Source organism: Pararhodobacter marinus (assembly GCF_003122215.1).
GTDB classification, from domain to species: domain Bacteria; phylum Pseudomonadota; class Alphaproteobacteria; order Rhodobacterales; family Rhodobacteraceae; genus Pararhodobacter; species Pararhodobacter marinus.
The window spans coordinates 289,860-301,944 of sequence record NZ_QEYD01000001.1; the positions used below are offsets into that span (position 1 = coordinate 289,860).

12 protein-coding genes are annotated in these 12,085 nt (G+C 66.0%); 4 read left to right on the forward strand and 8 right to left on the reverse strand.

The window, feature by feature from the left end; all coding sequences use genetic code 11:
- Positions 1-35: 35 nt before the first annotated feature.
- Positions 36-959, forward strand: coding sequence for a zinc metalloprotease HtpX (htpX, locus tag C4N9_RS01470; RefSeq protein ID WP_109531511.1), 924 nt, complete (start codon positions 36-38; stop codon positions 957-959).
- Positions 960-1,170: 211 nt separating this feature from the next.
- Here the strand turns inward: htpX and C4N9_RS01475 are convergent, their stop codons facing one another.
- The 3 genes from C4N9_RS01475 to C4N9_RS01485 are packed head-to-tail and all read right to left on the reverse strand — an operon-like array spanning position 1,171 to position 3,634.
- Positions 1,171-2,346, reverse strand: coding sequence for a CaiB/BaiF CoA transferase family protein (locus tag C4N9_RS01475; protein WP_109531512.1), 1,176 nt, complete (start codon positions 2,344-2,346; stop codon positions 1,171-1,173).
- Positions 2,343-3,029, reverse strand: a complete 687-nt coding sequence (locus C4N9_RS01480) for a DsbA family protein (RefSeq protein ID WP_109531513.1) — start codon at positions 3,027-3,029, stop codon at positions 2,343-2,345. The genes C4N9_RS01475 and C4N9_RS01480 overlap by 4 nt, the downstream gene beginning before the upstream one ends.
- A complete protein-coding gene (locus C4N9_RS01485) occupies positions 3,026-3,634 on the reverse strand; it encodes a DUF721 domain-containing protein (RefSeq protein ID WP_245902414.1) in 609 nt (202 codons plus the stop codon). Before C4N9_RS01485 ends, C4N9_RS01480 begins: the two co-directional genes overlap by 4 nt.
- A gap of 86 nt (positions 3,635-3,720) precedes the next feature.
- Between C4N9_RS01485 and mutY the strand changes: the two genes are divergently transcribed.
- Both mutY and C4N9_RS01495 read left to right on the forward strand, forming a co-directional pair.
- Positions 3,721-4,800, forward strand: coding sequence for an A/G-specific adenine glycosylase (gene mutY, locus C4N9_RS01490; RefSeq protein WP_109531514.1), 1,080 nt, complete (start codon positions 3,721-3,723; stop codon positions 4,798-4,800).
- Between the two features lie 24 nt (positions 4,801-4,824).
- Positions 4,825-5,970, forward strand: a complete 1,146-nt coding sequence (locus C4N9_RS01495; protein ID WP_109531515.1) for an alkane 1-monooxygenase — start codon at positions 4,825-4,827, stop codon at positions 5,968-5,970.
- 10 nt (positions 5,971-5,980) lie between these two features.
- Here C4N9_RS01495 and corA read toward each other — a convergent pair whose 3' ends face one another.
- The 3 genes from corA to C4N9_RS01510 all read right to left on the reverse strand — a co-directional run bounded on the left by corA (position 5,981) and on the right by C4N9_RS01510 (position 10,302).
- Positions 5,981-7,042: a magnesium/cobalt transporter CorA gene (corA, locus tag C4N9_RS01500; RefSeq protein WP_109531516.1), complete on the reverse strand. Its 1,062-nt coding sequence runs from the start codon at positions 7,040-7,042 to the stop codon at positions 5,981-5,983.
- A gap of 6 nt (positions 7,043-7,048) precedes the next feature.
- Positions 7,049-7,924, reverse strand: a complete 876-nt coding sequence (locus C4N9_RS01505) for a DMT family transporter (protein WP_109531517.1) — start codon at positions 7,922-7,924, stop codon at positions 7,049-7,051.
- A 269-nt stretch (positions 7,925-8,193) separates the two neighbouring features.
- Positions 8,194-10,302, reverse strand: a complete 2,109-nt coding sequence (locus C4N9_RS01510) for a catalase (RefSeq protein WP_109531518.1) — start codon at positions 10,300-10,302, stop codon at positions 8,194-8,196.
- Positions 10,303-10,543: 241 nt separating this feature from the next.
- Between C4N9_RS01510 and C4N9_RS01515 the strand changes: the two genes are divergently transcribed.
- Complete coding sequence (locus tag C4N9_RS01515) at positions 10,544-10,894, forward strand: PRC-barrel domain-containing protein (protein ID WP_109531519.1); 351 nt, start codon at positions 10,544-10,546, stop codon at positions 10,892-10,894.
- Positions 10,895-10,988: 94 nt separating this feature from the next.
- Here C4N9_RS01515 and C4N9_RS01520 read toward each other — a convergent pair whose 3' ends face one another.
- Complete coding sequence (locus C4N9_RS01520; RefSeq protein WP_245902415.1) at positions 10,989-11,540, reverse strand: sigma-70 family RNA polymerase sigma factor; 552 nt, start codon at positions 11,538-11,540, stop codon at positions 10,989-10,991.
- A 377-nt stretch (positions 11,541-11,917) separates the two neighbouring features.
- Positions 11,918-12,085: a hypothetical protein gene (locus C4N9_RS21750; protein WP_168192082.1), complete on the reverse strand. Its 168-nt coding sequence runs from the start codon at positions 12,083-12,085 to the stop codon at positions 11,918-11,920.

The window sequence follows — 12,085 nt, forward strand, 5'->3', positions numbered from 1 at the left end:
TCCCCATATCGGAAGGCGTAAAAGCGGAGGCGCGCATGGGTTACGTCAAGACCGGGATCCTGATGGCGGCGATGACCGCCCTGTTCCTTGGCATGGGCTATCTCATCGGCGGCAGCTACGGCGCGGTGATCGCGCTGGTCGTCGCCGCCGGGATGAACGCCTTCGCCTGGTGGAACTCGGACAAGGCGGTGCTGAGGATGCACAATGCCCGCCCCGTCGACGCCCATACCGCGCCCGACCTGCAGCAGATGGTGATGGAGCTGGCGCGCAATGCCGACCTGCCGCCGCCCGCAATCTATGTCATCGAAAGCGACCAGCCCAACGCCTTCGCCACGGGCCGCAACCCCGATAACGCGGCGGTCGCGGTGTCGCGCGGCCTGATGGACCGCATGTCGCGCGAAGAGGTCGCGGCGGTGGTCGCGCATGAACTGGCGCATATCAAGAATTACGACACGCTGACGATGACCATCACCGCAACCTTCGCCGGGGCCATCTCGATGCTGGCGAATTTCGCGATGTTCTTCGGCGGCTCGCGCGAACGCGCGAATCCCATCGCCATGATCGCGATGATGATCCTTGCGCCGCTGGCGGCGGCGCTCGTGCAGATGGCGATCTCGCGCTCGCGCGAATACGAGGCGGACCGCATCGGGGCGCAGATCGTCGGCAACCCGCTGTGGCTGGCCGACGCGCTGCGCAAGATCCAGGGCTATGCCAGCCGGATCGACAACGACGCGGCCGAACGCAACCCCGCCACGGCGCATATGTTCATCATCAACCCGCTGCATGCCCATGCGCGCGACAAGCTGTTCTCGACCCATCCGGCGACCGAGAACCGCATCGCCGCGCTTGAGAAACTGGCCGTCGAGATGGGTACCCGCAGCGCGACGGGCATGGGCGGCCGCCCGGCCTCGAACCGGCGCAGCGCGGACCCGCGCCACGACCCCGGCCCCTGGGGCTGACGGAGGGGGGGCTGACGGAGAGGACGGACGGGGGGCGCTGCCCCCCGGACCCCCCGGGATATTTATGGACCAAAGATGCACGACAAACGGCGTGGCCGGGAGTCGACCACGCCGCCGTCTTCGTTCACGGTCATCGGCATCCCTGCCTGTCCCGTGCCGCCAGAGTGGCGCATTAACCTTGATGCCAGGTAAACGCGGCCCTCTTTGTTCCTCAAATATCCTCGGGGGGTGAGGAGCGCAGCGACGAGGGGGGCAGACAGCCCCCCTGCCCGTCATCCGCCTCGCCCAAGGTCGGCACGGGACGCGCCGAGACCGCAGGCTCCCCGTCGAAGACGAAAGGCGAGCGGATGCCGCGATGCGCGCCCAGATCCAGCTCCATCCCGCGGGCCCTGACCTGCGGATCGGCGAAGACCTCGTCCATCGTGTTGATCGGCCCGGCCGGGATTCCCTGAGCCTCGCATCCGGCAAGCAGCGCGGCCTTGGTCCAGCCGCGCGTCCTGGCCGAGATCGCCTCGCAAAGCGGCGCGCGGTTGGCGACGCGGCCGGCATTGTCGCGGTAATCGGGATGCGTGATCAGGTCTTCCAGACCCAACAGCGTGCACAACCGGTGATACTGCGCGTCGTTCCCGGTGGCGATGATGATATGGCCATCCGCGACCTCGAACACCTGATAGGGCACGAGGTTGGGATGCCAGTTTCCGGTCCGGCCCGGCGCATGGCCCGAGGACAGGTAGTTCATGCCCTGGTTCGCCATTACCGAGACCGCGCAATCCAGAAGCGCCATGTCGACATGCGCGCCCTTCCCCGTGCGCCCGCGTTCGATCACGGCGGCAAGAATGGCGGTGGTGGAATAGACCCCGGTGAACAGGTCGGTTACGGCGACCCCCACGCGATGCGGTTCGCCCTCGGCCGGGCCGGTGATCGACATCAGCCCGGACATCCCCTGGATGATGTAATCGTAGCCCGCGCGGTGGGCATAGGGGCCGTCCTGCCCGAAGCCGGTGATCGAGCAATAGATGAGCCGCGGGAAGACGTCTTTCAGCGTCTGGTAATCGAGGCCGTATTTCTTCAGCCCGCCGACCTTGAAGTTCTCGATCAGGATATCGGCATCGGCCAGCAAGGCCCTGACCTTCGCCTGCCCTTCGGGCGTGCGGAAATCGGCGGTGACCGAGCGTTTGCCGCGGTTCGCGGAATGGAAATAGGCCGCGACCGGGGTGCCGTCGCGGTCGATGAAGGGCGGCCCCCAGCGGCGGGTATCGTCGCCTTCAGGGGCCTCGACCTTGATCACCTCGGCGCCCAGATCGGCCAGCGTCTGACCGGCCCAGGGGCCGGCAAGGATGCGCGCCAGTTCGACGACGCGCAGCCCTTTCAGCGGTGTTGCGCTCATCCGTCGGCCAGCAGCGGGTCCAGGATCGCACGGAATTCATCCATGCTCATGTTGGAATAGGTCGTGCCGTTGATCACGAAGGACGGGGTGCCGGTGATCTCGTATTCCTCCATCCCTTCCTGGTAGACCTGCATCATGGCCGTGGCCATCTCGCGGTCGGCGAGGCATTCGTTCAGCGCCTCGTCGGTCAGCCCGGCGCGGCGGCCGATGCGGCGCAGGTTGTCGGCGACCTCGTTGGCGTCCGAGCCGCGCGCCCATTGCTGCTGCTCGTCATACAGGATGTCCGAGATGCCGAAATAGCGCATCTGCCCGCCGCAGCGCGCGACCAGCGCGGCCCACAGGCCATAGGCGTCGAAATAGACCTCGCGGTATTCGAAGCGCACGCGGCCGGTATCGATGTATTCTTCCTTCAGTTGCGGCCATACACTTGCATGGAAGTTGGCGCAATGCGGGCAGGTATACGAGGCGAATTCCATGATCGTCACCTCGGCATCGGGATTGCCGAGAACCAGGTCCTCGACGCGCGAGGTATCGACCTCGCCCTCGGTCTGGGCATGGGCGGCGCCGGGCGCGATCAGGGTCTGGCCGGGCACCGGGCGACCTGTCAGATTGGTGTAGCCGGCATAGGCACCGGCGGCGGCCAAAGCGGCGCCGCCCGAAAGCAGAAGCGAGCGTCGGTTCATTCTGTATCCTTTCCTTCGTCCCGGCGCCGTGTCTGGGCTTGCCGGTCCTGTCGCATGAGAACTTGGGTGGCGAGACGATCCAGCGCGGCCTTCAGCCCGCCATCGCTCACGCCTTCGGTCATACCCTCGACCACCTGCCGCGCACGCGACAGCGCATTGGGCGAGGGTGTGGCGATATTCGGCCCCTCGAAGGGGCGCTGCGATTCTGCCAGTCCGGGGGCCAGTTGCGGCGCCATCCCGCGCGCCGAGGTCTGGGTCACGCGGACCCGGCTGATCGCGGCATAGCCGTAGATTGCGTTCACCTTGTCGCGCAGCGTGTCGGCCTGCATCTGCACCAGCGGCGCGGCGGCGCCCGAGGCCAGCAGCGTCAGCGTGGCGCCGATCCCCTGCTGGGCATAGCTGACCTTCACCGGCCGGCACATCCGCGCCAGTTCCGGGCCGGCGATCTCCGGCCAGTGGGTTAGCAGGCGGGTGACGGCGAAGCCGCGCGATTCGCCCGCCTTGCGGATCGGGTCGCGCAACAGCCCACTGGCCGGCTCGAATCCGCGCATCCGGCGCGAGGCTTTCGCGCGCGGGGCATCGGGGGCTTTCGAGGCAGAGGTCATTGCGGGGCGGGCTTTCCTGTCAGTCGGCAATATCTTAGTGACTCTGAAAGCCTTGGCCAGAGGCCGCGCGACAGGAGGCGTCAAGAATGCGTGACGGGACTGCAACACGCCACGAAGCCGCGGCGCTTCTGCGCTGGTACGACCGGGCCGCACGGGTGCTGCCGTGGCGCGTGGGGCCGGCAGACCGTGCGGCGGGCGAACGGCCCGATCCCTACCGCGTCTGGCTGTCCGAGATCATGCTGCAGCAGACGACGGTGGCCAGCGTGAAAGCCTATTTCGACCGTTTCACCACCCGCTGGCCCGATGTCGGGGCACTGGCCGCCGCCGAGGATGCCGAGGTGATGGCCGAATGGGCGGGTCTTGGCTATTACGCCCGCGCGCGCAACCTGATCGCCTGTGCGCGGCAGGTCGCACAGGCGGGGGCGTTTCCCGATACGCTGGACGGGCTGCGCGCGCTCCCCGGCATCGGCGCCTATACCGCCGCTGCCGTGGCCGCCATCGCCTTCGACCGGCCCGAAACGGTGGTCGACGGCAATGTCGAGCGCGTGGTCTCGCGGCTTTTCGCGGTACAGGACCCGTTGCCCAAGTCGAAACCAACGCTGGCGCGGCTGGCCGCGACCCTGACACCGCAGCAGCGCCCCGGCGATTTCGCGCAAGCGATGATGGATCTGGGCGCGACGGTCTGCACGCCGCGCAATCCGCGCTGCGCCGATTGTCCGCTCGAGGGTTTCTGCGCGGCGCGCGCGCAGGGGATCGCCGCCGAGCTGCCGCGCAAGACACCCAAGGCGCCCAAGCCGACCCGGCGCGGCATCGCCTATGTCGCGTTCCGCGCGGACGGCGCGCCGCTGCTGGAAACGCGCCCGCCCAAGGGGCTTCTGGGCGGGATGCCCGGATGGCCCGGCACCGACTGGTCCGACGATCCGGACCCCGCGCCGCCTATCCCGGCGGACTGGACCATCCTGCCGGGCGTGGTGAAGCACACCTTCACCCATTTCCATCTGGAGCTGACGGTCGCGCTGGCCCATCTGCCGCAGGACGCCGCGCCCGAGCGGGGCGACTTCCGCCCCGGCTTCGACCCGACCGCGCTGCCCACGCTGATGCGCAAGGTCCACGATCACGCGGATGCGGCATCGGGCGACCTTTTCGCCCCGCGCAAGCGGGATTAGGGTAGCGGGGAACGGAGCGCTTCCATGACCACCGCCGTCAGACCGATCTCGTCGCTTGCCGCCGCGCTGCCTTTCTGGCTGTCGCTGGGTTTCGTGCCGCTGATCTGGATCGGTGCGTGGGGCGGCGGCTTCTGGTTGCTGCTGGCGCCGCTCTACGCATTCGGGCTGATCTCGCTCATGGATGCGATCGGCGGGCTGAACCTTGCCAATCCCGATACCGGAACGCCCGTCGAGCAGCTTTTATGGTATCGCCTGATCACGCTGATCTGGTTCCCGATACAGACCGCGATGATCTTCGGCCTGATCTGGTACGTCACCCATCGCGGCGATCTGGTCTGGCACGAATTGCTGGTGCTGTTCTACGGGCTTGGCATGGCGACCGGCGGCATCGGCATCGTCTATGCCCATGAGCTGATGCATCAGAAATCCCCGTCCGAGCGCTGGCTGGGCGATCTGCTGATGGCGCAGGCGCTGTACTCGCATTTCCGCTCGGAGCATCTGCGCGTGCATCACCTGTGGGTCGCCACGCCGCGCGATCCGGTCAGTGCGCGCTATAACGAGGGGTTCTGGAGCTTCTTTGTCCGCGTGCTGCGCGATTGCCCGCGCTCGGCCTGGCGGGCCGAGGTGGCGATGCTGAAGCGTGCGGGCAAAGGTCCGTTCGACCCCGCCAACCCGTTCTGGCGCTATGCCGGGCTGCAGGCCGGGTTCCTGATTCTGGCTTTCGTCGTCGGCGGCTGGCTGGGGCTGGCGCTGTTCGTCTATCAGGCGATGGCGGCGATCTTCCTTCTGGAGCTGACGAATTACGTCGAGCATTACGGCTTGACGCGCAAATACCTGGGCGAGGGCCGCTACGAGCATGTCCAGCCGCGGCATTCGTGGAACGCGGCGCACAAGGCGTCGAACTGGCTGCTGATCAATCTGCAGCGCCATTCCGATCATCATTACAAGCCCGACCGCCGCTTTCCGCTTCTGCGGACCTACACGGCCGAGGAAGCCCCGCAATTGCCGGCGGGCTATCCGGCGATGATCTTCGTCGCGGCGTTTCCGCCGTGGTGGCGCCGGATGATGAATCCGCGCGTCCGCGCGTGGCGCAAGCAATTCTATCCCGACATCGACGACTGGTCCGCCTACAAGGCCGGCACCAACCCGATGCCGCGCGGCGCCATCTGACCGGGCGGGGTCAGCGCCGGGGCTTGCTCCACAGCCAGCCCTTGCGGTGGAACCAGTAGGTCAGCGCGAGCGCCATGATCGCCATCAGCGCCATGACGATGGGATAGCTCCATTTCCAGTGCAGCTCGGGCATGTAGTCGAAATTCATCCCGTAGACGCCGACGATGAAGGTCAGCGGAATGAAGATCGTGGCGATCAGCGTCAGGACCTGCATCACCTCGTTGGACTTGTTGGCCTGGCTCGACAGCAGCAGATCGACCAGCCCGGTGGCAATTTCGCGGTAGGTCTGGATCGTTTCGATCAACTGCACGGTGTGATCCTGCACATCGCGCAGATACAGCCGGGTATTGTCGGAAAAGCGCTGGATCTCTTCGCGCTGCAGCGTCGCCACCACGTCGCGCATCGGCCAGACCGCGCTGCGCACGCTCATCAATTCGCGCTTATGGGCGTGAATCTGGCCCATCTCGACCTCGCCCGTCTGGAAGACGATGTCGTCTTCCAGCGTCTCCAGCTGATCGCCCAGCTGTTCGACCACCGGGAAATAGGCGTCGATCAGCGCGTCGATCAGCGCATAGCACAGGTAATCCGCGCCGCGCTTGCGCATCTGGCCGACCGGGTTGCGCAGCCGGGCGCGGACGGGATCGAACACGTCGCCGGGCTTCTCCTGGAAGGTGATGACATAGCCGTCACCCAGAAAGATCGCCACCTGTTCGGTCGCCAGCTGCGCGGCGCCCCGGTCGGGCATGCGCAAGACGATGAAGTGATGGGCTTCGTATTCCTCGGCCTTGGGGCGCTGATGGACGCTGACCACGTCCTCCATCGCCAAGGGATGCAGGCCGAAGGTCGCGGCGATATGGCTCAGCATCTTGTGGTCGCCCAGACCGTCGACGTTCAGCCACAGCACCTGCCCCTCCTCGACCGGAAGAAGGCCCTCTTTCTCTTCCACCCCGTCGGGCGAGAAGCGGAAGGAATGGACCCTCGTGGCGCGGGCCTCGGGATCGACCGACAGCGTGCCGGGGGGCGCCCCGGGGGGCGTGCGGCTTCGGCGGGAATAGCGTGGTTCCTTGCTCATGGCGGATCAGATAGGCCGGGGCGGCGCCTTGGAAAGCTGCACCGCCAGGATCCCGGCCATGATGATGGCGACGCCGATCACGTCGATCAGGCCCAACCCCTCGCCCAGCAGGGCCGCCGCGATGGCCACGCCGAAGAACGGATTGAGGAAATGGAAGGTCGCGCCGCGCACCGCACCGATGCGCTGCACCAGCATGAACCAGACCCAGGTCGCGGCGAGGCCCGGCACCAGCGTGGTATAGAGGAAGGCAAGGATCAGGCGCGGGGTCCAGTGGACCTCGAACGTCTCGAAGGCCAGCGCCGGGCCGATCAGCGCGACCGAGCCCACCAGCATCTGCAGCCCGACCACCATCATCACGTTCCCGCCCGACGAGGCGCCGCGCAAAGCCAGCGTGGCGATGGTCAGCGCGATGGCGGCCAGCACGCACAGCGCGACACCGACCGGGTCCAGCCCGCCGCCGAAACGCGCGCCCATGATCAGGATCACGCCCCCGAAACCGGCCACCAACCCGGCGACGGCGACGGGTTTCAGCCTGTCGCCCATGAACAGGAAGCCGGCGGCAGCCACCATCAGCGGCAGGGTCGAGGCGATGATCGCGGCGGCCGAGGCCTCGATCCACTGCATGGCGATGAAGTTGAGGCCCAGATAGGCCGCGTTCTGGCAGATCCCGAAAATGATCGTCGCCCGCCACTGAGAGCGCGTCAGGTTCCAGCTTTCGCCCAGCATCCGCGCGAGCGCGACGCCGATCAGCCCCGAGATGAGGAACCGCAGCGACAACGAGTAGAGAGGCGGCGCGTCCGCGACGATCATCCGGGCCGATGTAAAGGCCGAGGACCACATGAAGGCGAAAGCGAGGCCCATGAAGAGCGCTTTGAAATCCATGGGAATCCTCTGTCCAGCGGGGCCGGCCGGGTCCCCGGCGGCGAGACTAGCCGGGCTTTCCGCCGAGGGAAAGGGGCCTCCTTTGGGCCGCAGAGGGGGCAAGGCGCAGGAGTCCGACGGATTGGAAACGGCGCGAAGGGTCGGACGAAAAGACCCGCAACAGGAACGCCGATCCGGCACGCAATTCGCGCGCCGGACCGCTGTTCCGTCCCGGGGGTCAGGACCTGGCCTCCCCCGGGCCAGAGGTTTCCGGCTCTGGCCGTTCCCCGTCAGGCGACGCGGTCCCAGAACCGCAGCGCGCCGCAGATCTTCACGAAGCCGGACGCGTCCTTGGCCTTGTCGAGCCGGACCATCCCCGCATCCGGTTCACCGACGCCCGCGCGGTCGAGCAGCGTTTCGGCGTCGGGCGAATAGGCGATGAACTTGGCGTGGACATGGGCATCGGCGACAAAGCTGCGCGCGGCCGGCATCTGTGCCAGTGCCTCGGCCCCGTCCTTGCTGACGACGATGGCGACAGCGTCGTACAGCACCGACGGCCCGCCTTCGACCTTCTGCTGCGCGGGCAGTTCCTCGTCATCGGACAGCGTGACGCCGAAGATATGGGGCGCGACGACCTCGACCATACCACCGGCCTTGTCCACGGCCTCCTGCAGCGCGCGGACCAGCGCGGCATCCGCCCCGTCGGTGACCAGAAGACCCAGCTTGCGGCCCTTGAACGCGTCGGGGCCGTTTTTCAGGATCGACAGCCTGTCCGACGCTTTCAGATCCACAGGCGCGCGCGCCGCTTCGGCGGTATCGGGCAGCTGCGCCAGGCCAAGCCCCTCGGCAACGGCCTTGGCAAGCCCCTCGTCGATATGCGGCAGATGCGAGACCAGCCGCTCGCGGATGGCAGGGGTCTCGACCTTCGACAATTCGAAGATCAGCGCATCGGCGATATGCTTCTGCTCGATCCCGGTCTGGCTGCGATAGAACTGGCGGGCCTGACTGTAATGGTCGGCAAAGCTCTCGGGCCGCAGGCGGCGCTTCTCGCCCTCGACGCGCTCGGGGTAAGACCGGAAGCCGGTGTCCGGATCCGTGCGCGGCCCGCCCTGCGACCAGGAATTCGGCTCGTAATTGGCCCGGCCCTTGGGCGCGTGCATCGCCATGTGGCCGTCCTGCTGGAAATGATGGAACGGGCATTTCGGCGCGTTGATCGGAAGATGGGTGAAGTTCGGCCCGCCCAGCCGCTTGAGCTGGGTGTCGAGATAGCTGAAATTCCGGCCCTGCAGCAGCGGATCGTTGGTGAAATCGATCCCCGGCACGATGTTCTGCGTGCAAAAGGCCACCTGTTCGATCTCGGCGAAGAAATTGTCGACCATGCGGTCCAGCACCAGACGGCCGATGATGCGCACGGGGACCTCCTCTTCGGGGATCAGTTTCGTCGCATCGAGCACGTCGAAATCGAACGAGTCCGCGAAATCATCGTCGAACACCTGCACGCCCAGCTCCCATTCGGGGAAATCGCCCGACTGGATCGCCGTCCACAGGTCGCGGCGATGGAAATCGGGGTCCGCGCCCATGATCTTCATCGCCTCGTCCCATGTCACCGATTGCAGGCCCAGCTTGGGCTTCCAGTGGAACTTGACGTAGTGGCTTTCCCCCTCGGCATTGACGAAGCGGAAGGTGTGGACGCCGAAACCCTCCATGAACCGGAAGGATCGCGGGATCGCACGGTCGGACATGGTCCACATGACCATGTGCATTGCCTCGGGCATGAGCGAAATGAAATCCCAGAAATTGTCATGCGCGGTCTGGGCCTGCGGAAAGCCGCGATCCGGCGCGGATTTGGCCGCGTGGATCAGGTCGGGGAACTTCATCGCATCCTGGATGAAGAAGACCGGGATATTGTTGCCGACGATGTCCCAGTTTCCCTCGTCGGTGTAGAGCTTCACCGCGAAGCCGCGCACATCGCGGGCAAGATCCGCCGAGCCCTTGTTGCCTGCCACCGTCGAGAAGCGGACGAAGGCGGGCACGCGGGTTCCGGCTTTCTGAAACAGGCTGGCCGAGGTCAGTTCGGGGATCGCCTCGGTCACTTCCAGATAGCCGTGCGCCCCGTAACCGCGCGCGTGAACGACGCGCTCGGGGATGCGCTCGTGGTCGAAATGGAACATCTTCTCGCGGAAATGGACGTCTTCCAGCAGCGCGGGGCCGCGCGCGCCGGCCCGCAAGGTATTCTGGTTGTCCCGCACCGGCGCTCCTTGCGCGGTCGTCATCCGCTCCTTGTCGGAGCCCGGGTGCTGATGCCATTCGCCCCCCTCGCCGCGCGCGGCGGCATGCTCGGTCGTGGCGGTGCCGGTCTGGCTGTCGGCGGTCGGGCGATAGAGGGGATCGTCGGTCATGGCGTTACCTGCTGCGCTGGATCTAGAGGGGGGACCGGGGGCGTGGTGCGCCAACCCCGATTCCGTGCGGCTGTAAACCGCTTGATCGCGGGGATGTTCCCGGACCTTCGGCCCGGCTGATGCGGGGCGCGTCTTCCGCCGATTTTCACGCGGCGGCGGGAACATAGCGGTTGCGACGCGGTTCATGGCCCGTAAAGCCGGATCGCCGTGATCCGGCGCCGTCTCACGAAGGAGAGATGCAATGGACGTCGAAGGTTCCAATCTGGTTTCCGCCGACAATGTCGCGGGCACCAGCGTTTATGGCCCGGATGGCAGCAAGGTCGGATCGATCGACCGGGTGATGATCGACAAGGTCAGCGGCAAGGTGGCTTATGCGGTGATGAGTTTCGGCGGTATTCTCGGCATCGGCGGCGATGAGCGGCCCGTACCGTGGGGTGCGCTGAACTACGACACCAGCCTCGGCGGGTTCCGCACCAACATCACCGAGGACCAGCTGTCCGACGCACCGGCCAAGAACGATCAATGGCACAGGGACCGGGACTGGGAAGAGCGCACGCATGCGGTCTACGGGTTGCCGCCGTACTGGATGTGATCCCGGCGCGGACCTCACGACAAACAAGAGCCCGGCGCTTGCGCCGGGCTTTTCCTCACGGGCCTGTCCGGGACTGACAGGAACAGGGCCGGCGCTATTGCGTTGCCGACGCCAGGGTCGCGCGGGCGCGGTAGATGCGGCTCTTGATCGTGCCGATATCGCAATCGAACATCTCTGCCGCATCAAGGTAGCTGACGCCCAGGATCACCACGGCCACGAAGGTCTCGCGGAAATGCACGGGAAGGTCGTTGATGGCGCGCACCATCTCGGACATGCGCAGATGCCAGTATTGCGTATCGACGATCCCGACGGGGATACTGGCCACGCAATCCTTGCTGCCCGGTTTTTCGCGCGCCTGCTTGATGCAATTCGAATAGAAACGATTGCGCATGATGGTGAACAACCACGCCCGCAGATTGGTGCCGGGCTTGTAGAGATGGATGTTCTCGATCGCCCGCAGCAAGGTTTCCTGCACCAGATCGTCTGCCTCGACCGGGTTCTTGCACAGGGACCGGGCAAAAAGACGGAGTGGCGGAATGAACTCGATGACGGCGTCCGATTGCACGGTCTCGGACGAATCGCGTTGCACTGATACGGGCGGACGCACCGCCGCCTTGCCGCCCATGGCTTCGCTGGCCAGCTTCATGGCACTTCTCCCAATATGTGTCTGAAACAGCCCGCTCGGGGATGTCCCAGCGCATTTTTTTGTCGTGACCCTTCCCGCGCGCCGACAGGACATATCAGGCGCCGGGTGGTATCACGTCGTGTGGCTCGATGAACGGCAGGCCCCGGATGAGACGGTCATGAAATTCTTGTCCTCCGCCCCGGTCCGGCAATTGTGCAGGCCTCCCGCCCAGTCTTTCCGATAGGGTGGTGCGGGGTCAGGCCCTTGTCCACCGCTGCGCGAAAAAAAGGCGGTTGTCCGCTCAGACTCGGGCAACGGGCCGCTGATCGCAGCCAGCCGGAGGGCTTTGCGAAGACGGCGCCTAGCGGCTCATGTCGGTATTGAAGGAGTGCGCAGGATCAGTGCGACGCCCGGTTTCGCGCTTCGACCGCGAGTTTCAGCTTGAGCGCAAGATCCGACAATTCCTTTGACACCGGCTCGGCCTCGACCTGTTTGAGCAACTGGGAAAGCGTCCGGTCAAATTGCTCCTGCGCGACGGCAAGATCGGTTTCTTTGCGGTAAACCAT

Excerpts from the sequence above, each read along its gene's own strand:
- htpX (WP_109531511.1), top strand. The coding sequence starts at position 36 with ATGGGTTACGTCAAGACCGGGATCCTGATGGCGGCGATGACCGCCCTG.
- C4N9_RS01475 (WP_109531512.1), bottom strand. The coding sequence starts at position 2,346 with ATGAGCGCAACACCGCTGAAAGGGCTGCGCGTCGTCGAACTGGCGCGC.
- C4N9_RS01480 (WP_109531513.1), bottom strand. The coding sequence starts at position 3,029 with ATGAACCGACGCTCGCTTCTGCTTTCGGGCGGCGCCGCTTTGGCCGCC.
- C4N9_RS01485 (WP_245902414.1), bottom strand. The coding sequence starts at position 3,634 with ATGACCTCTGCCTCGAAAGCCCCCGATGCCCCGCGCGCGAAAGCCTCG.
- mutY (WP_109531514.1), top strand. The coding sequence starts at position 3,721 with ATGCGTGACGGGACTGCAACACGCCACGAAGCCGCGGCGCTTCTGCGC.
- C4N9_RS01495 (WP_109531515.1), top strand. The coding sequence starts at position 4,825 with ATGACCACCGCCGTCAGACCGATCTCGTCGCTTGCCGCCGCGCTGCCT.
- corA (WP_109531516.1), bottom strand. The coding sequence starts at position 7,042 with ATGAGCAAGGAACCACGCTATTCCCGCCGAAGCCGCACGCCCCCCGGG.
- C4N9_RS01505 (WP_109531517.1), bottom strand. The coding sequence starts at position 7,924 with ATGGATTTCAAAGCGCTCTTCATGGGCCTCGCTTTCGCCTTCATGTGG.
- C4N9_RS01510 (WP_109531518.1), bottom strand. The coding sequence starts at position 10,302 with ATGACCGACGATCCCCTCTATCGCCCGACCGCCGACAGCCAGACCGGC.
- C4N9_RS01515 (WP_109531519.1), top strand. The coding sequence starts at position 10,544 with ATGGACGTCGAAGGTTCCAATCTGGTTTCCGCCGACAATGTCGCGGGC.
- C4N9_RS01520 (WP_245902415.1), bottom strand. The coding sequence starts at position 11,540 with ATGAAGCTGGCCAGCGAAGCCATGGGCGGCAAGGCGGCGGTGCGTCCG.
- C4N9_RS21750 (WP_168192082.1), bottom strand. The coding sequence starts at position 12,085 with ATGGTTTACCGCAAAGAAACCGATCTTGCCGTCGCGCAGGAGCAATTT.